The sequence below is a fragment of the Acetoanaerobium noterae genome (assembly GCF_900168025.1).
GTDB lineage: Bacteria > Bacillota > Clostridia > Peptostreptococcales > Filifactoraceae > Acetoanaerobium > Acetoanaerobium noterae.
The window spans coordinates 266021-292951 of sequence record NZ_FUYN01000001.1 but is presented as its reverse complement, the minus strand read 5'-3'; the positions used below and the strand labels follow the sequence as shown (position 1 = coordinate 292951).

Below are 26931 nucleotides of genomic sequence, written 5' to 3'. Positions count from 1 at the left end.
ATAAGTGATTATGCCGTCTTTTTGGGTAAATAACAAGAAAGTATGAAATTTTAGAGTACTTGACTCACTCTAAAATAAATTAGTAGTCCAAAAGACTTATTTTAGATAATAACTATTTCGAAATGGTTACAATAATAGTACAATAGAGTGGTTAAGATATTTTTACGATGGAAATTTTAATAATTAATTATAATAAAGTAAGGGATTTTTAAATTATTATCTAAAGGAGGGAAGTTTTATGGATTTTTCTAATATTAAAAATATGCATACAGCACTAAATGCGTATACCTTGAGAAACGAAACAATAAACAAAAATCTTGCAAATGTAAATACTCCAAATTACAAAAGAGAAGTTGTAAGCTTTGAGGAGTACTTAGATAAATCAAAAAATAAATATATTTCTGGTTTTAAAACTAACAGTAAACACATTGATATTCCATCAAATAATTCTTCCGCGCCATACACGATTAAAAGAGATATGTCAGTGAGTACCAGAGAAGATGGGAATAATGTTAATGCTGATGTTGAGGCTGCTAATCAAGTTAAGAATACAGTTAATTACAATGCTGTAGTACAAAGAATTTCGTCTAATTTCCAAACACTAAAAACTGCTATTAGGGGGGGAAGTTAATGTCTATTTTTTCAAGTATTAATATAAGCTCATCAGCTCTTACAGCAGAGAGAACCAGAATGGATGTAATTTCAAAAAATCTTGCAAATGCAAATACTACTAGAACTCAAAGTGGAGATCCGTATAGAAGACAAGTTGTTGTTTTTAAAGAAGCGGAGGAGAAGCAGTCATTTAAGAGTATTTTAGAAAGTAAAAAGAGCAAAGATGTTGATAAAGGTGTAGAAATTGTTGGAATCGTAGAAGATAAAACTCCATTTAGACAGGTATATAATCCAGGCCATCCTGATGCGGACGAAAAAGGATATGTTACTATGAGTAACGTAGATACAATAACTGAAATGGTTGATATGATAAGTGCTACAAGATCTTATGAGGCGAATGTTACAGCACTTAATACATCTAAAAGTATGCTTTTAAAGGCTTTAGAAATTGGGAAATAAGGGAGTGGATTAAATGGATATAAAGGTTGGAGGACTATCGTATACTAGTCCTATGAGATTAACAGATACAAACGAGAAAATAGAAAAACCGCAGATGCCTTTTTCTGATTTTTTAAAAAATTCAATATACAATGTAAGTGATAGTCAAAAACATACTCAAGAACTTACGGATTTGCTTATCGCAGGGAAGCTAGATAATCTTCACGATTTAACAATTGCAGCAGAGGTTTCCAGCGTTAACTTTCAGGCCTTAGTTGAAGTGAAAAACAGAGTAATTGATGCATACAAAGAAATAATGAGAATACAAGTATAGAGGCTGAAAGAGGTGCACTATATTGGACTTTTTTAATAATATTAAAGATAAAACAGGTAAGCTTTCCGAAAAATATTCAACAAAACAAAAGGTATTGCTTGGAGGATTAGCCTTAGGGTTAGTAGTGGTTACCACTGCTATGATAATCTATCTCACAAGACCAAATTATGTGACCTTATATAGAGATATTGATTTAAAAACGGCTTCAGAGGTTACAAGTCAATTAGAGGAGCTAAATATTCCTTACAGATTAAATCAAGATAATTCTATTAGCGTTCCAGATACATATATAAATAAGGCTAAAATCGATTTAGCTGGAGCAGGACTTCCTGATGCAACTTTTGATTACAATGATTTGATAAATAGAAATTCTATGTTCATGAGCGATGATGAAAAGAATCAAGCTAGAAATTATGCTCTTCAAAATGAAATAGCTAATGTAATCCAAAGTATACCAGGAGTAAAAAAAGCTTTTGTAAATTTGAGTATTCCAAAAACTCAAGAATTTATTTTACAAGAAAATAAAATGGATGCAAAAGCAAGTGTATTTCTAAATTTAGATGATAAAGCAAGTTTAGATCAAACTAGTATTCAAGGAATAACTATGTTAGTTGCTAATTCCGTAGAAGGACTTAAGCCTGAGAATGTAACTGTACATGGACCAAATGGACAGGTATTAAACGAAGATAGTACTGATACTAATAACACTTTAGTTTCTCAAACTAATTTAGAACTTCAGAATAAAGTTAAATTAGATGTAGAAAAAAGCCTTAACAATTTTCTGGCTCCGATATATGGATACGGAAATGTTTCTGTAATGGCTAGTGTAAAGCTTAATTTTGATACTGATAATACACAAAGCAAATCATTTGCACCCCCTATTGAAGGTGAGACTGATGGGCTTGTTAGAAGCTTACAGGAAAATATAGAAAAAGTTGAAAACTCTCAAGAAGCTGTTGGAAATCCAGGAGTAGATGCCAATGCGGAAGAAGAAGTGGTAGATTATGCTACTCTAGACCCTAATGCACTTAATTCTAACTATGATAAGAATGAAAGAATAGTAAACTATGAGCTTAATGAGATTGTGAAAACAGTTGAAAAAGCTAAGGGACAAATTGAAAGTCTAACAGTTGCAGTAGTGCTCAATAAGGATTCCTTAGAAGGTGGAGAGCTTACCGAGGAGCAGAAAACTGAGATAGCATCGCTTATAAATGCAGCTACTGGATTAGAAACTAAATCGGTTGAGATTTACGCTCAATCATTTAATCAAGATATTCAAAACGCACTGTCTGATACTGCAAATCAAGAAGGAATTCCTATATGGATGTGGATAGCATTTGGAGTAATTGCACTAATACCAATTCTTGCAATAGGGATATATATGATTATGAAAAGAAGAAAAGAAAAGAAAAAAGAGGCAGAAAAGCTTTTGGAAATCCCACAAGAATCTGCAATATCTAAAGCTGCGGTTGAACAGATAGAGCTTGAGATTAAAGAATCTGGGAGAAAGAAAAGTATAGAAAGCCTTATTGACACAAACCCAGAAATAGTAACTCAATTATTAAAAACCTGGCTAGATGAAGAATAGGAGGGTAGTAAATGTCCAAAGCTGCATCAAAAAAAACTGAATTATATGGAAAACAAAAAGCTGCTATTCTTCTTATAACGCTAGGACCAGAACATTCTGCGAAAATTTTTCAACATCTTACTGAAGAAGAAATTGAAGAGATGACTTTAGAAATAGCAAATGTAAAAAAAGTTGACCCTTTAGTTAAAGAAGAAATTCTGGAAGAATTCTATGAAATGTGCGTTGCGCAAGAATATATTTCTGAGGGTGGAATTGGATACGCTAAAGATATACTTGAAAAATCTTTAGGTAAAGATAAAGCATTTGAAGTAATAAATAGACTTACTGCATCACTTCAAGTTAAACCATTTGATTTTGCAAGAAAAGCAGATGCATCTCAATTAGTAAATTTCATTCAAAATGAGCATCCTCAAACTATAGCGCTTATACTTTCCTATTTGGAGCCATCTAAATCGGGTCAGATTTTATCTTCACTATCGCAAGAAAAGCAAAGTGAAGTAGCAAAAAGAATAGCCACAATGGATAGAACTTACCCTGAGGTTATTAAAGAGGTTGAGCTTGTTTTAGAAAAGAAACTATCAAATATTGTTACTCAAGATTATACAAAGGCTGGTGGAGTTGGCTCAGTTGTAGAAATACTTAACTCAGTTGATAGAGGTACAGAGAAATATATCATTGAAAACCTTGAACTTACAGATCCAGAGCTAGCAGAAGAAATTAAAAAGAGAATGTTTGTATTTGAGGATATTATTAATCTTGATTCTACAGCAATTCAAAGATTTATTCGTGAGATTGAAAATCAAGAGCTTACAGTTGCTCTTAAAGGAGCTACGCCTGAAGTGTCTGATTTGATTTTCTCAAATATGTCAAAGCGTATGGCAGAAATGATAAGAGAAGATATGGACTTTATGGGACCAGTAAGACTTAGAGATGTTGAAGAAGCTCAACAAAATATTGTTAATACTATTAGAAGGTTAGAAGAAGCTGGAGAAATTGTAATCTCTAGAGGTGGAGGAGATGAAATCATTGTATAAAGTGATTAAATCCACTAGAGTAGATTTGGAAGAGGAAGTATGTATATCTGGTTCATCTTCTGATGAGATGACTCATATGGAGCTTGCGGACGAAGTGAATGGAGAAGCTGGCTCTAGAGAAAATTCTCTCGAAAATGCAATTAAATACAAACTAAAATTAGAAAAACAAGCAAGACAAACCTTAGCTGATGCCAAAATTCAATCTGAGATTATGATAAATGAAGCTAGAAAAGAAGCCGAGGCAATAACTAAAGAATCAAAGTATGAGGCAGACAATCTAAGAGCTTCAGAATCGCAAAAAGGCTACAACGAAGGCTATGATAAGGGCTATAACGAAAGTATACAAAAATATAATATGCTAATTGAACAAGCCAATCAAATTATAGATGAAGCGGAAAACTATAAAAAACAATCCATTGAGTCTTTGGAGCAAGAAATAATTCAAGTTGTGTTAGCCTCAGTTGAGAAAATAACTAGAAAGATTCTTGATGAAAATGACGATATAATACTAGGAATTATTAAAAATGCAATTGAAACTATGACATTTAGAGATTATTTAATTATAACAGTGTCTAAAGAGGATTTTGAAATAGTAGAATTTGCCAAAAATAAAATTCTAGCAACATATCCAGGAATCAGCAAGATAGAAATTAAAGTGGCTGATAATTTTAAAAAAGGCGATGTAGAAATAGAGAGTGATTCAGGTAGTCTTAACCCATCTGTTTCTCACCAAATTAAGAAGTTGATTGGAGAGTTTAGTAAATTGATAATGAGCAGTGATAATATATGATTGCAAACTTAAAAAAATATCATGATAGACTAAACGAGATATCCCTATATCAATATAAAGGTAAAGTTTCTAGGGTTATAGGACTTACTATTGAATCAAGAGGTCCAGCAGTTAGACTTGGAGAAACCTGCCACATATATCCTATCAAATCAAAAGACCCTGTATTAGCTGAGGTTGTAGGATTTAAAGAAGATACTGTTCTTTTGATGCCTCTAGGAGAAATGGAAGGGATAGGACCTGGTTCGATGGTTATTGCAACTGGTAATACTCTAGAAGTAGATGTTGGAGAACAGCTACTTGGAAGAATACTAGATGGAATGGGAAATCCTATAGATGATTTTGAACCTCCATCGCTAAATTATTCTTATCCTGTAAACAACCAACCACCAAACCCACTTTCTAGAACAAAAATAACTGAGCCACTTCCACTAGGAGTAAAGGCAATAGACGGATTTTTAACTTGTGGAAGAGGACAAAGGATAGGTATATTTGCTGGTTCGGGAGTAGGTAAATCTACTTTACTAGGTATGATAGCAAGAAATACCTTGGCCGATATAAACGTAATCGCACTTATTGGAGAGCGTGGAAGAGAAGTTAAGGAATTCATAGATAATGATTTAGAGGAAGAAGGCTTAAAAAAATCTGTGGTTATTGTAGTAACATCCGATCAGCCGCCTTTAGTCAGGATGAAAGGAGCACTTCTTGCCACATCAATAGCTGAATATTTTAGAGATTGTGGCAAAAATGTAGTTTTAATGATGGACTCACTAACTAGATTTTCTATGGCTCAAAGAGAAGTGGGACTTGCTATAGGAGAACCACCTGTTACAAAAGGCTATACTCCATCGGTTTTTGCAGTTCTACCAAAGCTACTTGAAAGAGCAGGGAATTCTAGTAAAGGCTCTATTACAGGGCTCTACACTGTTCTTGTAGACGGCGATGATATGAATGAGCCGATTGCTGATGCTGTTAGAGGGATACTAGATGGACACATTGTTTTATCTAGAAACTTAGCAAATAAAAATCATTATCCAGCCATAGATATTCTAGCTAGTGTAAGCAGGGTAATGCCTAATATAGTTGATAAAGAACATATTGGAATAGTTGGTCAAATAAAAGATTTGATGGCAACTTATAGAGACTCCGAGGATTTGATAAATATAGGAGCTTATATTAAGGGGACAAACAAGAAAGTAGATATGGCAATAGAAAAAATAGAGGCTATAAATGATTTTTTGAAGCAAGGCGTTCATGATAGATTAACATTTGATGAAATTGTTGAACTGTTAAGAGGCATTCTAGATTAGCAGGTGATGATATGGGGTTTAGATTTAAGCTTCAAAGAGTACTAGATTTAAAATTAAAGCAAGAGGATGAAAAAAAGAATCAAATAGTAACATTAATGCAAGCTATAAAAATCAAAGAGGAAGAGTTAGAAGCCTTAATTAGCGAAAAAAAACAAAAAGAATTCAGCTTGAACGATAATAGAAAAAGAGGTATTTCAATTCTTGAAATAAGAAATATAAATCAGTATTTACTTTTTCTAGATAAAAAAATTAATACATTAAGATTCGAAATAAGCTCTTTGGAATCGAACTTAAACCAAAAAAGGCTAGAATATTTAGAACTACAAAAAGAAAGAAAAACATTTGAAAAGCTAAAAGAAAAAGACTATGAAAAGTATCTTTACAACGAAAAAAAAGAAGAAGAAAAAATGATAGACCAAATTGTCACATTTAATAAAAATAACACTAAATAGGAGGCTGGCTTTGTGAGTGAAGAAGCAATCATACAAGACGACTTAACGGCAAAAGAATCTAGATTTGGAGCACTAAAAACAGCGATTCTTGTCGTGTTAGGGCTCTTGATAATTGGCATAGTATCATCAACTATTTTATATTTCACAAATAGTGGCGTAAAAACAAATATTGATGCACTTGCAAAGAGGGTTGGTCTATTTCAGCCTAAGTCAGAGCCAGAGTTACAAGTTGATACGAGAATAAAAGAATTGTCTTCATATTATCTTTCGCTAGATATACCTAGAGCCGCTGATAAACTATATGCTCTAAAACAAGAGAATAAAAAGCTTTACGAAGAATTGTTTTCTTATATGATAGGAGAAAATTCCTTAAAGGCCTCTAAAATTAGAGATGAAATTAAGCTTAAAGAAGCTAAAGAGGATACACTTCAAAGAGAATATGAAGCAATGCAAACAGCAATTAACGCTCAAAGAAGCACTGACTCTACACATTACGCTTCTTTAGGTGTAAGAGGAGCTATAAATGCTATAGAGGAATCCTTGACCTATAATATGGATTTTACTACTATGGCCAAAACTTTGGAAACAATGCAGCCGAACTTTGTAGCTAAGCTGCTTCACTATATGAACCCGACATACTCAACTGAATTAGAACTATCATTAAGCAAAGAGTTCTATGATACAGTTAAAAAGGAAAAAGAAAAGTATGATGAGTTTCTAAGAAAAAACACATCAATGGCACAAGTATATAATAAAATGGATGCAGTTTTGGCAGCGGCCAAATTAGAAGAACCAACAGAATTCAACTTAGATGACTTAGGATTAATTTTTTCTAAAATGGATTATTTCAAAGCATCAGAAATTTTAAATAAATTTTCTGATGATAAATATGTATCACAAGTACTCGAAAGTATTAAAAATTACGAGGATTTAGAATCTACATTTGAAGGAAGTTTATCCACTGTAATCTCAGATTCGCTTAGAGTTTTAGAGGAATATGAGAGAGACACTACGAACCTAAGAAAAGCCTATGAAAAAATGCAACCTGCAGATTTAGCAGATATTGTCGATACAATGACTAACCAGAATCCATCATATAAAGAGTATGTGATTGATGATGTAAGAAAGTTTAGAATAACAGAGCAAGATATGCTAGTACAAGTATTAAAACAAGCTAAACCAACTGTTGTTTCGAATTTATTATCCGAACTAAAAAACACTGACAGAACTCAAAAAGCAGCGTTACTGAGCAGAGAACTAGGAATACCTAATCCATAATAAAAGGAGGCAATTGAATGAACAAAGTTGACACTGTGTCTTTAATAAATATGATTCTACCAAAGCCAGATACTTCAAAAGGCTCGTGGGGAGACTCAGCTTTTAAAGATATATTTTCTATTAATAATTCAAGTAATAGTAAATCTAATAATAAACCTAATAAATCTACCAAAGATATATATTCAGACAATCAAAATGTTGATAAGAACTTACAAGCTTCAAAAAGAAAAGATTTGAAGCCAGAATCACCTATTAAGCCAAAAGAAGCAAAGGATAAGCTTCAAAACGATTCAATCAGCAATAATAAGCAAAATGAAAAGCAAATGAGTGAGACGGAAAACACCAGTAGCGTTTCACCATTAGCAGAATCTAATAATAATGAGGCTGAAGCTTCGGGATTGATTGAACCTGAAGTGACTATAAATGATCAGGCAAATCAAAATCCAGTAGATATACCAGAGAAGATAGCAGAGCTTATTCAAAGCTTAATGAACACAAACCTAAATCCTGAGCAATTGGATAAAGTTACTGAGGCTATAAAAATGCTTCCAGAAGAGATTAAAGCTATGATACAGGAAAATCCAAAAATTGCACTTGATTTTCTTAAAGACAACTTAAATTTTTTAGCTAAAACAATTGATTTATCAAAGGAACAACTGACAAGTATAGAAAATAGCTTAACTGCATTATTGGAAACAGTTGGTGCCAGTGAAGACATAAATTTAGACAAGCTTATAAATCTACAAAAAACTCAAATTCAGAACATTAATTCAAATATAAAAGCTGAACCCAAAAAAGAAGTGGCAACTGGTGATTTGACTGATATAAATGTTGAGCTTAACGCATTAAAAGTTCAACCAAATGTTGTATCACAACAAAGCTCTATGTCATCTAATGTTTTTTCTGATAGTCAAAGTGAAAACCTTGATTTTATGCAGACAGATAAAATAGAAGGCTTTGATTTAACTGGAGGGAAAATTTTCTCGAATACTATGCTTATGAATTCAGTAAAAAAGGTTGATGTAAGAAATAATCAGTTTATGCAAATGATATCAAAAATAGCTGATGAAATAAGACTAACTGTAGATAAAAATAAAAACGAAATGACTATAAAACTTCAGCCTGAGACTCTCGGCAAACTAACAGTTAAAATAAGCTCGGAAAACGGAGTGATGAATGCATCATTTTTCGCAGAAAATGATAAAGCAAAAACAATGATTGAAAATAATATGATAGAGCTTAAAAATTCACTAGAAAAACAAGGAATTCAAGTTCAAAATCTAACTGTAACAGTAGACCAAAATCAAGATGAGCTTTCCAAACACAGGAACATAATGGAAGCTCAGAAATATAATAAGGCTCAAATAAGTGTTGCAGAATTTGAGCTATTAGAAAAAGATAATTTAGATAACCCATATGTCCTTGAGGATATATTTTCAGAGTTAATTTAGGAGGTTAACATGAGTACAAGTACTACTAATACAGTGAACCCTACCCCAATAACAAGCACAGGCACAGAAAAAAATTATGCTAGACAAGTAAATTCTGAACTTGGAAAAGATGCATTCTTAAGACTACTAACTACCCAACTTAGCCATCAAGATCCGCTTAATCCTACTGATGACAAGGAATTTCTGAGTCAAATGGCAAGTTTCTCATCATTAGAGCAAATGCAAAATTTAAACACAAGTTTTGCAGGACTAGATAAAACTATGCAGGAAACGCAAAAAGCTTTATTTGACACAATTAAAATGTTTAATAACAACTATGTTGACGGGCATAAGGAACTAGTTAAAAAAATTGAAGAATTATCTCTAGCAATAAAAGAGCTAAAGGAAAATGATTAATTAACAATATAAAGGATATAATGAGGAGGAACAGCTTATGATGAGATCAATGAACTCGGCGGTATCGGCACTTAGAAACCACCAGCTGAGAATGGACGTTATCGGTAATAATATAGCAAATGTTAATACGATTGGTTTTAAATCAAGTAGAGTAACTTTTAAAGATTCTCTAAGCCAGATGCTTAGAGGCGCCAGTGGCCCTGATACTAGCAGGGGAGGAACAAATCCTCAGCAAGTAGGATTAGGTATGGATTTATCTTCTGTAGATACTCTATTTACAACAGGAGTGCCTGATAGAACAGATAGAGGCCTTGATGTTATGGTAAATGGAGAAGGTTTCTTTATGGTTTCAGCAGATGGTACTGACAACGGAATGTACTATACAAGAGCTGGAAACTTTGATATCGATGAAGATGGAAACCTTGTGAATGCTGATGGACTTAGAGTATTAGGATATAAAACAGATGCTTCTGGAAATGTTGGAACAGAGATTGGAGGAATAGTGGTTCCACTTGCTGATAGCATACCACCAATTGCGACAACTAGCGTTACTATGGAAGGGAATTTAGATTCTAGAACTGCTGATACTGCATTAGGAAGACAAACAGAAATAACAGTTATTGATTCCTTAGGAACAAGTCATAAAATTAGTTTAGCTTTCACAAAAACAGGTCCTAATGCTTGGAGTGTAACGCCAACAACTGTTGCTGATCCTCCACAACCAGCTGGAACTGCAGTGAATATTACTTTTGATACTAATGGTAAATTAACATCTGGTGGGAGCCTTTCTGGAAGTTTAGCGCTTACGAATGGAGCAACTACACCATTAACGTTTACTATTGATATGTCTGAGTTGACCCAATACGGGACTGAATCAAATGCACTTATGAGATCTCAAAATGGTTCGCCTGTAGGAGTTCTTACATCTTATGCAATAGGACAAAGAGGGGAAGTCGAAGGAGTATTTTCAAATGGTAGAACTAAAATACTTGGACAAATAGCCACTTCGATTTTTGCAAATCCAGCTGGACTTGTAAAAATGGGTGGAAACCTTTATAGAAGCTCTGCTAACTCTGGAGACCCTCAGGTGAATAAGCCGGGAACTGGTGGCAATGGTGGACTTCAGCCTGGAGCATTAGAAATGTCAAATGTAGATTTAGGTAAAGAATTTACAAATATGATAGTAACTCAAAGAGGATTCCAAGCTAACTCACGTATAATTTCAACTACAGATCAGATGCTTGAAGAACTTGTTAATCTTAAGCGTTAACGGAGGCTTTTATGATAAAAGTATCTAGACTAAATGGAGAAGAATATGTTTTAAATAGTAGCTTGATAGAGACTGTTGAAGCTAATCCAGATACAGTTATATCTCTAACGACAGGTCATAAGCTTGTCGTTAGAGAATCAGTTGATGAAATTATCGAAAAGGTAATAAAATATAGTGCGAGAGTAAATGCAGCAATTAAAGTCATTCAAAGTGAGGTGTAGACCTTGGATTTATCTACTATTATAGGTATAGTTTCGGGGATGGTATTAATAATAATAGCAATTTTACTAGGAGGTAGTTTACTAGCTTTTTTTGATGCAGCGTCTATAATGATAGTTTTGGGTGGAACTATAGCGGCGACGTTGGTTGCATTTCCAATACCTCAAGTAAAAGACATAATAAAATTGACTCAAAAAACATTTGCAAATAGAGACTCTAACCCAGGTAAAATAATCAATGATATAATAACATTAGCAAATAAAGCTAGAAAAGAAGGTTTATTATCTCTTGAAGAAGCTACAGAAGCTTTGGATGATGAATTTCTAAAAAAAGGACTTATGCTAGTTGTAGATGGAACGGATCCTGAGCTCGTTAGAAATTTACTAGAGACAGAGCTTGATTTTATTGAACAGCGCCATAAAGCTGGTCAAGGATTGTTTGAATCAATGGCAACGGCGGCACCAGGTTTTGGTATGATAGGTACACTAATTGGACTTATAAATATGCTCGGTAGCTTGGATGATCCGTCTACTATAGGTCCTTCTATGGCAGTTGCACTTATTACGACTTTATATGGTTCATTATTTGCAAACTTATTTTTCTCTCCAATGGCTAATAAGCTTAAAGTGAAAAGTGGAGAAGAAATACTTGAAAGAGAAATAATGGTAGAGGGATTATTATCTATTCAAGCAGGTGAGAATCCTAGAATAATAGAAGAAAAACTTAAAGCATTTTTACCGCCATCTATGAGAGCTGGGATAGGAACTGGAAATGGAGGAGAAGATTAATGGCTAAGAAACAAAAGCCAGAGGAGTGCAAGCAAAAAGTAGCCGAATATATGCTTACATACGGAGACATGATGACTTTGCTTCTTTGTTTCTTTGTTCTGTTGTTTTCTTTTTCATCGATTGATGCTAAAAAATTTGAGGCTATAATTCAGTCTTTTAGTGGAGCATTAGGAGTATTAGATGGTGGAACTACAGTTCAAGATGCTCCTATGCTTGACAGTGGATTGATGGATGAAAATACATCAAGTGAAGTTCTAGAAATGCAAAATTTTCAAAAACTTGAAGAAACTATCCAAGAGTATTTAAATGAAAATCAGCTTTCTGAAAGTGTTACAGTATTAGAGGAAGAAGCTGGACTATTGCTTAGATTTCAAGATAATATACTTTTTGACTCAGGAAGTGCAGACTTAAAACCAGAATCACTAGAAATAATGAGTTATATTGCTCAGCTTCTCAACGCCGAGGACTTTGAGGATAAATTTATTAGCATAGAAGGACATACCGACAATGTACCTATGAATAGTCCAAGATATCCTTCAAACTGGGAACTTTCAGTAGGAAGATCCAGTAATGTGGTTAGATTTTTAGTTGAAAATAATAACATGGACCCTAAGAGGATTTCGGCATCTGGATATAGTGAATACCATCCTGTAGCTCCAAACGATAACCCTGAAAACAGAGCAAAAAACAGAAGGGTTGATATATTAATTTTAAAAACTATCCATTATAAAGATTCCTCAAAAAACCAATAAATTCTCTTAGGAGGTGAACATATGGACAATAAAAAACTTGCAATTTTTTCAATAGCTGTATTTGTGGTGTCAGTTTTGGTTTTTGCTACAACTTTGTATTTGGTATTTTTTAAGGCTCCTGCTTCTGCAGATAGCGCACCTAAAAAAATAGATACCTATAAATATGATTTGGGTGATTTTTCAACTAATATAGGAAGCTCTGGAAGATATTTTAAAGGCAAGATTGTAATAGAAACTACAAACAAGAAAACTCCTAAACTGATTGAGCAAAATGTAGAACCTATAAGAGACCATATACTATCAGTCTTAATTTCTCAAGATGTTAAAACTATGATGAGTGAAAATGGCATTGAAAACATTAAGAAAGATATTTCTAAAAAAGTTGCTGAGATAATCGGATCTGATGACATTAGCAATGTATATTTTACGGACTATATTATACAGTAAGAGAGGTGAAGACATTTGGCTGATATATTATCCCAGAGTGAAATAGACTCCTTACTGTCGGCGCTTAGCTCAGGTGAAATAGACGCTTCCGATATTAAGGAAGAGACAAAAGAAAGTAAAATTAAGAAATATGATTTTAAAAGTCCTAAAAAGTTAGCTAAGGATCAGCTAAAGACTCTTCACATGATTCATGAGAACTTCTCTAGGATATTAAATACTTATCTATCAGGATACTTAAGAACAATAACTCAAATAGATGTAATATCAGTAGAAGAGCTTTCGTATTATGAATTTAATAATTCAATATCTAACCCTGCACTAATATCTGTTATAGATTTCATGCCTTTGCCAGGCCAAATTATATTTGAAATGTCAAATAGGCTAGCTTTCACTATGATAGATAGAATTCTAGGTGGAAATGGAAAATATGAGTCTGAGAGTAGGCCATTTACAGAAATTGAAACTACTATATTAAATAAGTTAATGGCAAATGTCTCGCGACTACTTATTGAACCGTGGGAAAATGTGATTGAGCTTGACCCAGAGCTTGACAAAATTGAGACGAATTCTCAATTTGCTCAGATTGTATCTTCAAATGAAACGGTAGCGCTTATAACTCTAAGGGCAAATATTGGCGAGATAGAAGGTCTCATGAATATTTGTATGCCTCATATAGTATTAGAACCTATTCTTCCAAATCTTTCTACAAAGTTTTGGTTTTCAACTGTAAAAAAGGAACTTAATGAAGAAGACAAGGGATATTTGGAAACTAGAGTAAAAAGGGCAAATATAGATATTAATGCAATCGTAGGAGATACATATATAACGGTTGAAGAATTTATATATCTTCAAGAAGGAGATGTAATTAAGCTTTCAAGAAAGATTGATGAAGATTTAGAACTACATGTTGAAGGAAAAACCAAGTACCTAGGAAGACCAGGTACACTAAAAAACAATATGGCATTTAAGATTACAAAAGTGGTAGAAAAGGGTGATGAAGACTATGATGAATGACATGCTTTCTCAAGAAGAAATTGATGCGCTGATGAGTGGTGCAAGCTCTCAAAGTAATGAACCAAAAAATGAAAGCCTAAACGATATGGAAATAGATGCAATAGGGGAAATTGGTAATATAAGCATGGGAACTGCTGCCACAACTTTATTCACTCTTTTGGGCCATAAAGTTCAGATAACAACTCCAAGAGTTGAGGAAACTACCATAGGTACTATTGCAAGTAGCTATCCGCTACCATTTATAGCAGTTCAGGTTAATTATAGAATAGGCATAGAAGGAATGAATCTTCTGATTCTTAAAGAAGATGATGTAAAAATAATTACATCATTAATGCTAGGTGGAGATGGCAAGTCAGATATACCTGAAGAACTTAATGAAATTCATCTTAGCGCAATAAGCGAAGCTATGAATCAAATGATAGGGTCGTCTTCAACATCTTTATCTGAGATGCTCGCTAAAAAAATCGATATTACACCACCTATTGTTTCTAAAGTGAATTTCTCTGATAGTCAATTAGATCCTGAGCTATTATCAGCCGATGAATCTATTATATGCATATCTTTTAGAATGACAGTAGGAGATTTAATTGATAGCACTATAATGCAAATTTTACCTATAGATTTTGCGAGAGCGCTTGTTAATAGAATGCTATATGGAGCTTCAGATGAAGAAGAACAGGTAGAAGAAGAGATTAAGCCTCAGCCAACGGTTAAATCTGTTGAAACTTCAGTAGAAGACAACTACCCTGAGGATATAGAGGAAGTTGAAGATGATGAGTATTATTATGAGGAAGATGATGATAGTTATTATGAGCCTCAAAAGCCACAACCAAAACAAAAGAACGTAAAAGTAAAACCAGCTGCATTCGCTAGTTTTGACGCTCCGCATAAACGTTCAGGTGATATGCCAGAAAACATTGATCTTATAAAAGATGTTTTATTGAAAGTAACTGTTGAACTTGGAAGAACAACAAAACCAATTGATGATATTCTTCAATTTACACCTGGAAGCATTTTAGAATTAGATAGACTTGTAGGAGAACCTCTTGATATAATGGTAAATGGAAAGAAAATTGCTAAGGGTGAAGTAGTAGTAATTGATGAGAATTATGGAATTAGAATAACAGATATTATAAAATCTGAAAAAAGACTTAGAAGTATATGATTTTAAGGAGGAATAGAACGTGGCAAAAGGAATATTATTAGTTGATGATGCAGCATTTATGAGAATGATGTTAAAGGATATCTTAGTTAAAAATGGATATGAAGTACTAGGAGAAGCTGAAAATGGTTTAAAGGCTGTAGAAAAATATAAGGAATTAAACCCTGATTTAGTAATTATGGATATAACTATGCCAGAAATGGATGGGATAGAGGCAGTTAAAGAAATTAAGAAAATAAATCCATCTGCTGCTGTAATCATGTGTTCGGCAATGGGACAACAGTCAATGGTTATAGAGGCGATTCAATCAGGAGCAAAAGATTTTATTGTAAAGCCATTTCAAGCTGATAGAATCATAGAAGCTGTTAGAAAAGTTATAGGATAATGGACTTGTTTTTGGAGATACTAAGGATAATAGTTTCTTTAGGCATTTTCATTGCGATTTTATTTGGAGCAAAGTACGCTACGGTTTATTGGGCAAAGAGGAACCAATTTATAAATAATGAAAAGCAAATTAAAGTTATTGAGCAGGTTCCTCTAGCCAGAGATAAAGCTGTTTTCCTTATAAAGTATAGAGATAATGAATATATAATAGCTACTACTCCACAGAATATCGAGATTATTGATAAGATAAAATCAGAGGAAATGGATAATTATGGCAATTAAATCGAAAAAACTTTTTTTATACATAGGGATTTTTTTTGTTTTTTTTATTTTTAGTCTTGATATTGGATACTCGGAAAATCTAACGAGCAATATTCCTGATATCTCTCTACAAATAAATGGATCGGAAAATCCAAGAGATTTGAGTAATTCAATTGAAATGTTAATGCTTTTTACAGTGCTAACATTACTTCCTAGTATTTTAATTATGATGACTTCTTTTACAAGAGTAATAGTGATTTTGTCGTTTTTAAAAAATGCTATGGGAGTACAGCAGGCGATACCTTCTCAAGTAATAGTAGGGCTTTCGCTTTTTTTAACATTTTTTATTATGGCGCCTGTTGGGAATACAGTGTATTCAGAGGCTCTAAGACCTTATTTTGATAATGAAATAACTCAAGAAGAAGCATTTGAGACGGCAATGGTTCCACTTAGAGAGTTCATGATGAAGCAAACTAGGGAAAAGGATATTAAACTATTTATGGATTTATCTAAAAATGAAGACCTGATAAATAGTGAAGATATTGTTCTAGAAAATATTCCAAACACGGTAATCATTCCTGCTTTTATAATTAGTGAACTAAAGACTGGTTTTCAAGTTGGATTTTTATTATTCATACCTTTTATTGTTATAGATATGGTTGTAGCAAGTACACTTATGTCAATGGGTATGATGATGCTTCCACCAATGATGATATCGCTTCCTTTTAAAATTTTACTGTTTGTTTTAGTGGATGGATGGGATATGGTAATAAAATCAATAATTATTGGATTTAATTAGGAGGGGTAATAATGGATATGGATCTTGTTGTAGGAATAATGCAACAATCGCTGACTATGGTATTATTACTTTCTGCACCAATGCTATTAATCGGACTAATTGTTGGACTTATAGTAAGTGTTTTTCAAGCTACTACTCAAATACAAGAAGCTACTTTAGCATTTGTTCCTAAGATAGTTGCGGTTATGCTTTCCATGGTGGTATTTGGTCCGTGGATGATGTCATCTATGGTTAATTTTACTCAGAATTTATTTGAAAATATTGATAAATTTATTAAATGATTGGATAGCTTATGATAAACGAATTATTTACTACAGTTATTACTTCGATAAATGTATTTTTGCTCATCCTATCTAGGGTAATAGGCTTTATATCGGTTGCTCCTGTATATGGAAGAAATGGTATACCTATGTATGTAAAAATAGGGCTTAGTATAATTGTTTCTTACATAGTTCTACCCTTCTTAATTTTCGAAACTCCTGCCCCTATAGGATCTGCCGAATTAATTTTTTTATCATTTAAAGAAGTTATTACTGGGTTGGGTTTAGGGTTAATTGCTCAACTCTTTTTTTCTATTTTTGCATCAGCTGGTTCGATTATAGATATGGATTTAGGTCTTTCAATGTCACAGGTTTATGATCCTCAAATTGGAGGACAGGTTACGGTGACATCAAAATTTATGGATATTTTTGCATATCTTATTTTTTTATATATTGATGGTCACCACTATCTTATGAGAGCTATAATAAATAGTTTCTATATATTGCCTCTAGGAGAAGTTCATATTGCTAATGACAATTTTATTAATTTTATTATAAAGTTATTTAATTATTTGCTGATTAGCTCTATAACTATTGCTATTCCAATAATAATAAGCATTTTTCTAGGCAATCTTTTGCTTGCTTTTATGGCAAAGATTATGCCACAGATGAATGTATTTATAGTAGGAATGCCATTTAAAATTTTTATGGGACTTATAATTTTTATAATTTCACTACCATATATGGGAGACTTAATAAGAAAGATACTTATGAATATCTACCAATATTTATATTTATTTCTAGATATAGTAAAAGGATAAACTATGACGGATATAAAATTGAAAATTGATTTACAATTATTCACAGAAGAAAAAACTGAAAAAGCATCACCTAAGAAAAAACAAGACTCTAGAAAAAAAGGTCAAGTGATGCAAAGCAGGGAAATAAACACTGCTGCAGCATTAATGGCTTCAGTTCTTGCGCTTAAATATTCGGGTGGCTTTATGTTTCGAACAATAACAGAAGCCACTTATTTTTTTAGGGATTTATTTTATACAGATATACTAAACGAGAGTATAGGTGGATATAAAGTATTACTTTATATGATTATGTATGTTACTAAAGCAGTTGTAATTGTCATTGGAGTTGGATTTGTGGCAGCATTTATAACAAATAAACTTCAAGTTGGTAATCTTTTTACTACAGAAACCTTAAAAATTAAACCTGAAAGATTAAATCCAATCGAAGGGTTCAAAAGAATGTTCAGCATGAGAACTTTCGTTGAACTGGTAAAATCTTTATTAAAGATTGGTATTGTTGGATTTGTTGGATATAGCTATTTAGCAAAAAATATTGGACTTGTTTTAAAAAGCCAGCAGCTTGTACCGATTCAGTTCTCTTATATGATATTTGAATTATCAATTAATCTTGCAATAAGAATGACATTTGCAATTACCGTAATTGCTATTTTAGATTTCTTTTATCAAAGATACGATTATGAGAAAAACTTAAAAATGTCAAAACAAGAAATAAAAGAAGAATACAAGCAATCAGAGGGAGATCCTCAAATTAAGTCCAAAATTAAGGAGAAACAAAGACAAGCTGCAATGAGAAGAATGATGCAAGAGATACCAAAAGCGGATGTTATAATCACAAACCCAACTCATTTTGCAGTGGCGGTAAAATATGATGAGGATAAGTTTGAAGCTCCATACGTTGTGGCAAAAGGGAAAAATTTAATTGCTCAAAATATTAAACAAAAAGCAAGGGAAACAAGTATACCTATTGTAGAAAATAAGCCGTTAGCACAGGCATTATATAAAGAAGTTGAAATAGGACAGATGATTTCTCCACAGCTTTATGAAGCTGTAGCAGAAATTTTGGCATATGTGTATTCATTAAAAGAAAAAATATAGGAGGCTCTATGAAATCAGGTGATATAGCAATAACCATCGGAATTATTTTTATTATACTTATGATTATTATTCCAATACCATTATTTTTAGTAGATATACTGTTGAGCCTTAATATATCTTTGGCTCTTCTTATATTACTTATTTCAATGTACAACAAAGAAGCATTGGATTTCTCAGTTTTTCCATCGCTATTATTAATTACAACATTATTTAGACTTTCATTAAATATTACTACAACAAGATATATCTTGTCTGAGGGAAATGCAGGACAAGTAATAGAAGCCTTCGGAAATTTTGTTATGGGGGGAAATCCTGTAGTAGGATTTGTTGTATTTATAATTATTGTAATAGTCCAGTTTATGGTTATAACTAAAGGTTCCGAGCGTGTAGCCGAAGTAGCTGCTAGGTTTACACTTGATGCTATGCCGGGAAAGCAGATGGCTATAGATGCAGATTTAAATTCTGGTCTAATTGATGAAAGAGAAGCTAAAAATAGAAGACTTAAAATTCAAGGCGAGGCAGATTTTTATGGAGCAATGGATGGAGCTTCTAAATTCGTAAAGGGAGATGCTATAGCAGGAATTCTGATTACTTTAGTCAATGTAATTGGAGGATTTGTTATTGGTGTATTGATACAAGGTATGCCAATGGCTGAAGCATTATCTAGATTTACTATTCTATCAGTTGGTGATGGACTTGTTTCACAGATACCAGCATTACTTATTTCAACTGGAACAGGTATCGTTGTTACTAGAGCCACATCTGAATCTAACCTTGGTAGAGATTTCATAGATCAGCTTTTTAATAATTATAAAATAATGTTTATTATATCAGGGGTATTATTCTTTTTAGCACTTACTCCACTTCCATTTATACCTTATATGCTGTTGTCGTTGATATTTTTAGGCTCAGGGCTGAATATGCTAAGAAGATCGAGAATTGAAGAACGCGCTCCAGAAATAGGGGAAGAGCAAGATAACGTCGAAGAAATTAGAAGACCTGAAAATGTACTTCCTCTACTTAACGTAGATCCTATTGAACTAGAATTTGGATATGGAATTATTCCTCTTGCAGACAAATCTCAAGGTGGAGATTTATTTGATAGGCTAGTTATGATAAGACGCCAGTGTGCATTAGAATTAGGTATTGTAGTGCCTATGATTAGATTAAGAGACAACATACAACTACAACCTAATGAATACGTAATAAAAATTAAGGGTGTTGAGGTTTCAGGAGGAGAAATATTATTTGACCACTACCTAGCTATGAATCCGGGTATAGCCGATGGAGAGATAAAAGGGATAGATACAGTGGAACCAGCATTTGGACTTCCTGCAAAATGGATAGATGAAAAAGAACGTGAAAGAGCAGAAATATTTGGATATACAGTTGTGGATCCGCCATCTATTATATCTACTCATTTGACTGAAGTTATTAAGAAACATGCACATGAGTTGATTGGTAGACAAGATGTCAAGATGCTTCTTGACAACCTTAAAGAGACACATCCTACACTTGTAGATGAAGTTATACCATCGCTATTATCCATTGGTGATATCCAAAAAGTTTTATCAAATTTACTTAGAGAAGGAGTTTCGATTAGAAACTTCAGTAATATTATGGAGGCATTAGCTGACTATGGGCAAGTTACCAAAGATACAGATATGCTTACTGAATATTCTAGGCAGACAATGTTTAGATCCATTACAAAACAGTTTATTTCTAGAGATGATGCAAAAGTCATAACTCTAGATCCAGATTTAGAAAGAATAATTATGGAGTCTCTTCAAACTACAGAGACAGGTACATATATGGCTCTAGATCCTAGCATATCTCAAAAATTAGTATCAAGTCTGGGCAAAGAGGTTGAAAAAGTGCTATCTATAGGAGAACAACCATTAATCGTCACTGCTCCTGTTGTAAGATTTTATTTTAAAAAATTTGTAGAACAGATAAGTGATGATATAATAGTCTTATCATATAATGAGATAGACCCAAAAACAAAAATCCAGTCTATAGGGACGGTGAGTGTGTAGTGCAAATAAAGAAATTTGTTGGAGAAAATATAACTCAAACTATGGCATTAGTAAAAAAAGAAATGGGCAATGATGCTATTATACTGCAGACTAAAAAAACTAAATCAAAAGGATTTCTAGGGTTTTTCAAAAAAGATATGGTAGAAGTTCTTGCGGCTATAGAACCAGACAAATCAAATTCCAGAATAGCAAAAACTAAATCTTCAGAACTAAGTTTGACAAAAGGCGATTATGACAAAAAAAATGTAGAAGATAGTGGATTCACAGAACATATAGATGGAAAAAATAATAAAAATGATGTATCATTTAAAGAAGTAAATAAAATTTATCAAAAACCAGTACTAAATAATCAGACAATAAAAAATAATGACATTACTAAAGACATAGATGAAATAAAAACCGTTATAAAAGATTTAAACGAAAGATTTGTTCAAACTTTTAAAACAGAAGAAGATGAAGTTCTCCATGAATTAAAATCAAGATATATAAAAAAACTTGAATTAAAAGGACTATCACGTTTGCTGGCAGAAAAAATTGTTGAGGAAGCTATATCAAATAATAAAGATTGTAATCGAGAAATAATACTGAAAATAATTGATACACGCTTCAACGCTTTCAAAGACAATAGTAAGAGTTTTATAAAAAAATATAATGTTTTTGTTGGACCTACGGGTGTAGGAAAAACGACAACTCTAGCAAAGATAGCTTCAAATTTAGCAATAGGCGAAGGAAAAAGGATAGGATTTATGACACTTGATACATATAGAATTTCTGCAGTGGAACAATTGAGGACCTATGCTGAAATATTAAATTGTCCTATAGAGGTTGCATATGACAAGGACGATGTATCAGAAGCTGTTAAAAGACTTGAAAGCAGAGATTCAGTATTTATTGATACAGCAGGAAGAAGTCATAGAAACAAAATTCATATGAAAGAATTAGAAGAAATTTTAGGAAGTATTGAAGAAAAAGAGGTATTCCTAGTTCTAAGTGCGAATTTTAATAAAGAGGATATAAAAGATATATTAGAGGCATATAGTTTCATTGATGAGTTTAGCGTGATAATCACGAAAATGGATGAAACTTCTAGAGAAGGATTAGTTTTTGATATTATTGACGAAGCAAATAAACCCATATCTTATATAACATATGGACAAAATGTTCCAGATGATATAGAAGTTTTTGACTTTAATAAGTTTGTCAATGAATTTTTAAGGGAGATTTAGGATGCAGAATTTCGATCAAGCTCAAAGGCTTAGAGAAGCTGTTGTTTTTAAAAAAAATATAGATAGACAGGATAAGCCAAATAATTCTTCTACAAGAGTAATTTGTATATCTAGTGGCAAGGGAGGAGTGGGCAAGAGTAATTTTACTATTAATCTTGCAATTGCTCTTCAATCTCAAGGGAAGAAAGTCATAGTTATAGATGCAGATTTAGGACTAGCTAATGTCGAAATACTTTTAGGCATAATGCCAAAATTCACTTTATTAGATGTTATAAGCAAAAATACAAGTATTAAAGATGTAATAACTAGAGGGCCAATGGAAATTGGTATAATTTCTGGAGGCTCAGGGATACAATCAATGGCTGAATTATCTCTTTATGATATGAATAAACTTCTAAATGAAATAAATGCGCTTAAAGATATGGCGGATTTTATTTTAATAGATACTGGTGCAGGGATATCAAAATCCGTAACAGCCTTTATTGAGGCATCTGAGGAGCTTATAGTAATAACAACGTGCGAACCACCTGCTATTGCTGATGCATATGCACTCATAAAAATAATGTCAGGCATTGATAAACAAAAAAAAATAAGCCTAGTAGCAAATAGAGCTGAAGATACTAAAGAAGCTGAAAATGTATTTATGAAGTTAAGCTCAGTATCAAAAAAATTTCTAGACATGAATATAGATTATCTTGGGGAAATTTTGGATGATGACAATGTGACAAAATCAGTAAAAAAACAGGTGCCATTTTATATGAATAATCCCAAATCGAAAGCAAGTCAAGGTATTCAAAATATATCTGAAAGACTTCTCGACATGCCGGTTTCTCAAAAAGGCTTTAATAGCTTTATGAAAAAGTTAAAAGGACTGTTTGCTGGAGGAGGTGCATAATGAAGGATAAAAATTTTCCTCAGTTAGGTCAAAAATTAATAATAGTCAGAACAAAGATGACTGGAGAAAAAGTGGAATATGTAAGCCAGCTTGTTGATATTGAGTCAAATGGAGAACTAGCAGTAGCTGTACCCATTAAGAACGCTCAATTAGTAACTTTACTAAATGGTACAAAAATAACTGTAATATACAATAATAGCGAAAGCGGAATGCTTGAGTTTGAAGCAGAAGTAGTTAGAAAGCTTAATGGTAAAGTACCTCTTATGTATATTAGAAAGATAAGCGAAATCACTAAGGGACAAAGAAGAAATTATTTTAGATTGGATTTACTTGTTCCAATTCAAATAATCAAATCAAATGAAGATGTTATACATTCCGGCTTTACTAAAGATATAAGTGGTGGAGGCCTTAGAATGGTAACAGATGTGGATCTTATGGAAGGACAAATTATTCATGTGAGCTTTGAGCTAGAAGATAGAACCTACAACCTTAAATCCCAAGTAAGAACAAAATTTAGCTCAATTGACAATAAAAATGAAGTAGGAATTGAATTTTTGGATATAATTGAAATAGATAGAAATGATTTGATTAAGTATTTATTTCTTCAGCAGAGAATGCTTATTAAAAGAGGGATGTAGAATGCAAAATATAAAAGTATTAATAGTAGATGATTCTGCCTTCATAAGAAAAATGTTAAGAGATTTGCTAGAAATTGATTCTTCTATTCAAGTAGTTGCTGCAGTGAAAAATGGAAAAGAAGCAATAGAATATATACAATCAAATCCTGTTGATGTCATAACTCTTGATGTAGAGATGCCAGTGATGGATGGAATAGAAACTCTAAAAGAGATTATGAGAGTAAAGCCTACTCCAGTAGTTATGTTAAGCTCATTGACAAAAGAAGGAGCTGAGATGACATTTAAGGCACTCGACTTAGGAGCTGTAAATTTTTTAGCTAAACCAACTAATATTTTTAAAATCAGTTCTTCAACTGATATACAAGATAATATAATTGAAAAAGTAAAAGAAGCATCAAAAGTAAGGGTAAGTAAAATAACTACAATAAGACCAAGAGACTCAAAAATAATAAATACTCAGCCCAATATTATGAGTACAGCAATGAAAGATAGCGAGGTCAAAAAAATAGTTGCAATTGGAACTTCAACTGGAGGACCAAGAGCTTTACAAGAGGTAATCAGTAACCTATCAGGAGATTTACCTGCTCCAGTGCTCATTGTTCAGCACATGCCAAAAGGATTCACTAAATCGTTAGCAGATAGACTTGATTCTATTTCTAGAGTAAAAGTTAAAGAAGCTGAAGATAATGAAATCCTCGAAAATGCTACTGCATATATAGCTCCTGGAGATAGGCACTTAAAGATAGAGGCTGTTTCAAAAAACAAATACAGAATAAGGCTAGATGACGGTCCAAATGTTTCGGGCCATAAGCCATCTGTAGATGCACTGTTTTATTCTTTATGTGATGTTCCAACCAACGATATTATAACTGTAATAATGACAGGAATGGGGGCTGATGGAGCAAAAGCCATGGAACAGTTGAAAGTAATAAAAAATTCTACAACTATAGTTGAAGACGAGTCTACATGTGTGGTTTTTGGAATGCCAAAATCAGCTATAGCAACTGGAAAAGTTGATAAGGTTTTGCCACTAAATAAGATAGCTAATGAGCTTAATAAAATGTTGGGGGTGTAATATGCTAGATTTTGAACAATATATTGATATATTTATAGATGAATCTAAAGAACATTTACAGAATTTAAACCAGTGTTTATTGGATTATGAAGCAAACACTGAAAATCTAGAAACTGTAAATGAAATTTTTAGAATAGCGCATACATTAAAGGGCATGTCTGCGACTATGGGCTTTGAAACAATTGCTTCACTTACTCATAAAATGGAAAATATTTTGGATGGAATAAGGTCACATAAACTTCAAACCACTCCTGAAATGGTAGATATACTATTCGAAGGGCTGGATATATTGGAGGAAGAAGTTAAGAGTATTGAAACTTCAGGAAAAGAAAAAGAAATTGATATAAAAAATATCATATCAAGACTAGATGATATAGAAAATCAAAGAGCCAGTTCTGCTAAAGCTCCTATTAAATCAAAGGTAGATTCTGTAGATAATCACGAGCTTGAAATAAGTGAAGAGGATAGGGACACTATTATAAGTGTAGCTGCTGATATGGCAGAAAATGGTTTTAAAGTGTTCAAACTATGGATAAAGCTTGAAGACGGGTGCATGCTAAAAGCGGCTAGAGCTTTTTTAGTATTTAAGTCACTTGAAAGTAAAGGTGAGATTGTATACTCTAGTCCATCTTCCGATGATATAGAAGATGAAAAATTTGAAGATAGCTTTACTGTTTTATACTCAAGTAAATTGTCATCAGATGAAGTTGAAAAAATTGTTATGGAAGTTTCTGAAATTGAAAAAGTAGAAATTTCTATTTTCGATATATCAAAAGCAACTATAAGTAAATCAGAAAACATAGAGTCAATTAAAACTATGGATGATAATGAAGCTCAGTTTGAAGAATTGACTAAAAATATAAATGTAGAAAATAAATCTGATGCAAAAAGTGATTCTAATCAAGACAAACAAGCTGAAGGGGACGCTGGATCTAAAAAGAACAAGACTGGAAAAACTGTAAGAGTTGATATCGATAGATTAGACAATTTAATGAATCTTGTAAGCGAGCTAATTATTGTCAAAACTAGACTAGAAGATGATGAAATAAGCTCAAATCAACAGAATATGAACGATGCAGTTGAATACCTAGAGAGAATTACAACCAGTCTGCATGATGCAGTAACCAAAGTAAGAATGGTTCCTGTTGAAAGAGTGTTTAATCGCTTTCCAAGGATGGTAAGAGATTTATCTAAAGATTTAAATAAAGAAATAGAGCTGTTTATGTCAGGTGAAGAGACAGAAGTAGACAGAACAGTTATAGATGAAATTGGAGATCCATTAATTCACTTATTAAGGAATTCAATTGACCATGGAATTGAGATTCCAGAAGTAAGACTTGAAAAAGGCAAAAAAGAGAAAGGCAGAGTAAACCTTAATGCATATCCTGACGGGAATACTGTTGTTATAGAAGTATCTGACGATGGAGCAGGGATTAACGTAGACAAGGTTAAGCAAAAAGCTATAGATAAAGGCCTGATAACAGCAGAGCAAGCAAAAGAAATGGATGCTAACAAAGCTGCAGAGCTTATATTTGCGCCAGGATTCAGTACAGCTGACAAAGTATCAGATATTTCTGGGCGTGGAGTTGGACTGGATGTAGTTCTAACTAAAATAGAAGCTCTTGGCGGAAATGTAGAAATTGAGACAGAAAAAGATAAGGGCTCAAGATTTATAATTAGACTTCCTCTAACGCTTGCTATTATTCAAGCTTTACTAGTAATTGTTGGTGAAGAAAAGTATGCAATTCCTTTAAATAATATAAAAGAGATTACAGATATAAACACAGAAGAGATAAGATTGATTGAGCAAAAAGAAGTGATACTTTATAGAGATAATCCATTGCCACTTTTGAGACTTTCTGAAGTGCTAGACTGCAAAGAACAAAAGAGAGCTCAAGGAGAAGCTACAGTAGTAATTGTAAAAAAAGGCGATAAAGAAATAGGTCTTATCATTGACTCGCTTATTGGTCAGCAGGAGATAGTTATAAAATCATTAGGAAGATATTTGAACTTTGTAAAGCAAATTGCTGGAGCTACTATTCTTGGAAATGGTGGAGTAGCACTTATCATAGACACCAATTCGTTGTTTTAATTTAAGGAGGTGAACAT

General features: G+C 32.8%; 30 protein-coding genes. All 30 read left to right on the top strand.

Going from position 1 to position 26931, the window contains the following annotated elements:
- The first annotated feature begins 238 nt into the window (after nt 1-238).
- Genes flgB through B5X47_RS01310 form a run of 30 tightly spaced genes read left to right on the top strand, consistent with a single transcriptional unit; the run spans nt 239 to nt 26914 of the window.
- Complete coding sequence (flgB, locus tag B5X47_RS01455) at nt 239-631, top strand: flagellar basal body rod protein FlgB (protein WP_079588453.1); 393 nt, start codon at nt 239-241, stop codon at nt 629-631.
- Nucleotides 631-1071, top strand: a complete 441-nt coding sequence (gene flgC, locus B5X47_RS01450; RefSeq protein ID WP_079588452.1) for a flagellar basal body rod protein FlgC — start codon at nt 631-633, stop codon at nt 1069-1071. The genes flgB and flgC overlap by 1 nt, the downstream gene beginning before the upstream one ends.
- Nucleotides 1072-1084: 13 nt before the next feature.
- Complete coding sequence (gene fliE, locus B5X47_RS01445; protein WP_079588451.1) at nt 1085-1384, top strand: flagellar hook-basal body complex protein FliE; 300 nt, start codon at nt 1085-1087, stop codon at nt 1382-1384.
- 22 nt (nt 1385-1406) lie between these two features.
- Nucleotides 1407-2972, top strand: coding sequence for a flagellar basal-body MS-ring/collar protein FliF (fliF, locus tag B5X47_RS01440; RefSeq protein ID WP_079588450.1), 1566 nt, complete (start codon nt 1407-1409; stop codon nt 2970-2972).
- Nucleotides 2973-2983: 11 nt separating this feature from the next.
- Entirely contained in the window at nt 2984-4006 is a 1023-nt protein-coding gene (fliG, locus tag B5X47_RS01435) for a flagellar motor switch protein FliG (RefSeq protein WP_079588449.1), read from the top strand.
- On the top strand, nt 3990-4796 hold the full coding sequence (locus B5X47_RS01430; RefSeq protein WP_079588448.1) for a FliH/SctL family protein: 807 nt from the start codon (nt 3990-3992) through the stop codon (nt 4794-4796). The genes fliG and B5X47_RS01430 overlap by 17 nt, the downstream gene beginning before the upstream one ends.
- Nucleotides 4793-6103 carry a flagellar protein export ATPase FliI gene (gene fliI, locus B5X47_RS01425; RefSeq protein ID WP_079588447.1) on the top strand — a complete coding sequence of 437 codons (1311 nt, stop codon included), beginning with the start codon at nt 4793-4795 and terminating at the stop codon, nt 6101-6103. The genes B5X47_RS01430 and fliI overlap by 4 nt, the downstream gene beginning before the upstream one ends.
- Before the next feature lie 11 nt (nt 6104-6114).
- Nucleotides 6115-6555: a flagellar export protein FliJ gene (fliJ, locus tag B5X47_RS01420; RefSeq protein ID WP_079588446.1), complete on the top strand. Its 441-nt coding sequence runs from the start codon at nt 6115-6117 to the stop codon at nt 6553-6555.
- A gap of 12 nt (nt 6556-6567) precedes the next feature.
- Nucleotides 6568-7833, top strand: coding sequence for a hypothetical protein (locus B5X47_RS01415; RefSeq protein WP_079588445.1), 1266 nt, complete (start codon nt 6568-6570; stop codon nt 7831-7833).
- Nucleotides 7834-7850: 17 nt separating this feature from the next.
- Nucleotides 7851-9284 (top strand): flagellar hook-length control protein FliK, encoded by a 1434-nt coding sequence (locus B5X47_RS01410; RefSeq protein WP_079588444.1) that lies wholly within the window; start codon nt 7851-7853, stop codon nt 9282-9284.
- A gap of 9 nt (nt 9285-9293) precedes the next feature.
- Complete coding sequence (locus tag B5X47_RS01405; RefSeq protein ID WP_079588443.1) at nt 9294-9680, top strand: flagellar hook assembly protein FlgD; 387 nt, start codon at nt 9294-9296, stop codon at nt 9678-9680.
- Between the two features lie 37 nt (nt 9681-9717).
- Nucleotides 9718-10950 carry a flagellar hook protein FlgE gene (locus B5X47_RS01400; protein WP_079588442.1) on the top strand — a complete coding sequence of 411 codons (1233 nt, stop codon included), beginning with the start codon at nt 9718-9720 and terminating at the stop codon, nt 10948-10950.
- A gap of 11 nt (nt 10951-10961) precedes the next feature.
- The gene (locus B5X47_RS01395) at nt 10962-11171 is read left to right on the top strand and encodes a flagellar FlbD family protein (protein ID WP_079588441.1); all 210 of its coding nucleotides are present in this window, start codon (nt 10962-10964) and stop codon (nt 11169-11171) included.
- Between the two features lie 3 nt (nt 11172-11174).
- The gene (locus B5X47_RS01390; RefSeq protein ID WP_079588440.1) at nt 11175-11957 is read left to right on the top strand and encodes a motility protein A; all 783 of its coding nucleotides are present in this window, start codon (nt 11175-11177) and stop codon (nt 11955-11957) included.
- Complete coding sequence (locus B5X47_RS01385; RefSeq protein ID WP_079588439.1) at nt 11957-12709, top strand: flagellar motor protein MotB; 753 nt, start codon at nt 11957-11959, stop codon at nt 12707-12709. Before B5X47_RS01390 ends, B5X47_RS01385 begins: the two co-directional genes overlap by 1 nt.
- Before the next feature lie 21 nt (nt 12710-12730).
- Nucleotides 12731-13156: a flagellar basal body-associated FliL family protein gene (locus B5X47_RS01380; RefSeq protein ID WP_079588438.1), complete on the top strand. Its 426-nt coding sequence runs from the start codon at nt 12731-12733 to the stop codon at nt 13154-13156.
- Between the two features lie 15 nt (nt 13157-13171).
- Nucleotides 13172-14170, top strand: a complete 999-nt coding sequence (gene fliM, locus B5X47_RS01375; protein WP_079588437.1) for a flagellar motor switch protein FliM — start codon at nt 13172-13174, stop codon at nt 14168-14170.
- Nucleotides 14160-15335 (top strand): flagellar motor switch phosphatase FliY, encoded by a 1176-nt coding sequence (gene fliY, locus B5X47_RS01370; RefSeq protein ID WP_200805074.1) that lies wholly within the window; start codon nt 14160-14162, stop codon nt 15333-15335. The genes fliM and fliY overlap by 11 nt, the downstream gene beginning before the upstream one ends.
- A gap of 19 nt (nt 15336-15354) precedes the next feature.
- Nucleotides 15355-15717, top strand: a complete 363-nt coding sequence (locus B5X47_RS01365; RefSeq protein WP_079588436.1) for a response regulator — start codon at nt 15355-15357, stop codon at nt 15715-15717.
- The gene (locus B5X47_RS01360) at nt 15717-15998 is read left to right on the top strand and encodes a flagellar biosynthetic protein FliO (protein WP_079588435.1); all 282 of its coding nucleotides are present in this window, start codon (nt 15717-15719) and stop codon (nt 15996-15998) included. The genes B5X47_RS01365 and B5X47_RS01360 overlap by 1 nt, the downstream gene beginning before the upstream one ends.
- The gene (gene fliP, locus B5X47_RS01355; RefSeq protein ID WP_079588434.1) at nt 15988-16776 is read left to right on the top strand and encodes a flagellar type III secretion system pore protein FliP; all 789 of its coding nucleotides are present in this window, start codon (nt 15988-15990) and stop codon (nt 16774-16776) included. Before B5X47_RS01360 ends, fliP begins: the two co-directional genes overlap by 11 nt.
- A gap of 11 nt (nt 16777-16787) precedes the next feature.
- Nucleotides 16788-17057, top strand: a complete 270-nt coding sequence (gene fliQ / locus B5X47_RS01350) for a flagellar biosynthesis protein FliQ (RefSeq protein ID WP_079588433.1) — start codon at nt 16788-16790, stop codon at nt 17055-17057.
- Nucleotides 17058-17068: 11 nt separating this feature from the next.
- Entirely contained in the window at nt 17069-17857 is a 789-nt protein-coding gene (gene fliR, locus B5X47_RS01345; RefSeq protein ID WP_079588432.1) for a flagellar biosynthetic protein FliR, read from the top strand.
- Between the two features lie 3 nt (nt 17858-17860).
- Nucleotides 17861-18952: a flagellar biosynthesis protein FlhB gene (gene flhB / locus B5X47_RS01340; protein ID WP_079588431.1), complete on the top strand. Its 1092-nt coding sequence runs from the start codon at nt 17861-17863 to the stop codon at nt 18950-18952.
- An 8-nt stretch (nt 18953-18960) separates the two neighbouring features.
- Complete coding sequence (flhA, locus tag B5X47_RS01335) at nt 18961-20988, top strand: flagellar biosynthesis protein FlhA (RefSeq protein WP_079588430.1); 2028 nt, start codon at nt 18961-18963, stop codon at nt 20986-20988.
- Nucleotides 20988-22214, top strand: a complete 1227-nt coding sequence (gene flhF / locus B5X47_RS01330) for a flagellar biosynthesis protein FlhF (RefSeq protein WP_079588429.1) — start codon at nt 20988-20990, stop codon at nt 22212-22214. Before flhA ends, flhF begins: the two co-directional genes overlap by 1 nt.
- Nucleotide 22215: 1 nt before the next feature.
- Entirely contained in the window at nt 22216-23109 is an 894-nt protein-coding gene (locus B5X47_RS01325) for a MinD/ParA family protein (protein WP_079588428.1), read from the top strand.
- Nucleotides 23109-23747 carry a flagellar brake protein gene (locus B5X47_RS01320; protein ID WP_079588427.1) on the top strand — a complete coding sequence of 213 codons (639 nt, stop codon included), beginning with the start codon at nt 23109-23111 and terminating at the stop codon, nt 23745-23747. The genes B5X47_RS01325 and B5X47_RS01320 overlap by 1 nt, the downstream gene beginning before the upstream one ends.
- Before the next feature lies 1 nt (nt 23748).
- Nucleotides 23749-24822 carry a protein-glutamate methylesterase/protein-glutamine glutaminase gene (locus B5X47_RS01315; protein WP_079588426.1) on the top strand — a complete coding sequence of 358 codons (1074 nt, stop codon included), beginning with the start codon at nt 23749-23751 and terminating at the stop codon, nt 24820-24822.
- A gap of 1 nt (nt 24823) precedes the next feature.
- Nucleotides 24824-26914, top strand: a complete 2091-nt coding sequence (locus B5X47_RS01310; protein WP_079588425.1) for a chemotaxis protein CheA — start codon at nt 24824-24826, stop codon at nt 26912-26914.
- Nucleotides 26915-26931: the final 17 nt, after the last annotated feature.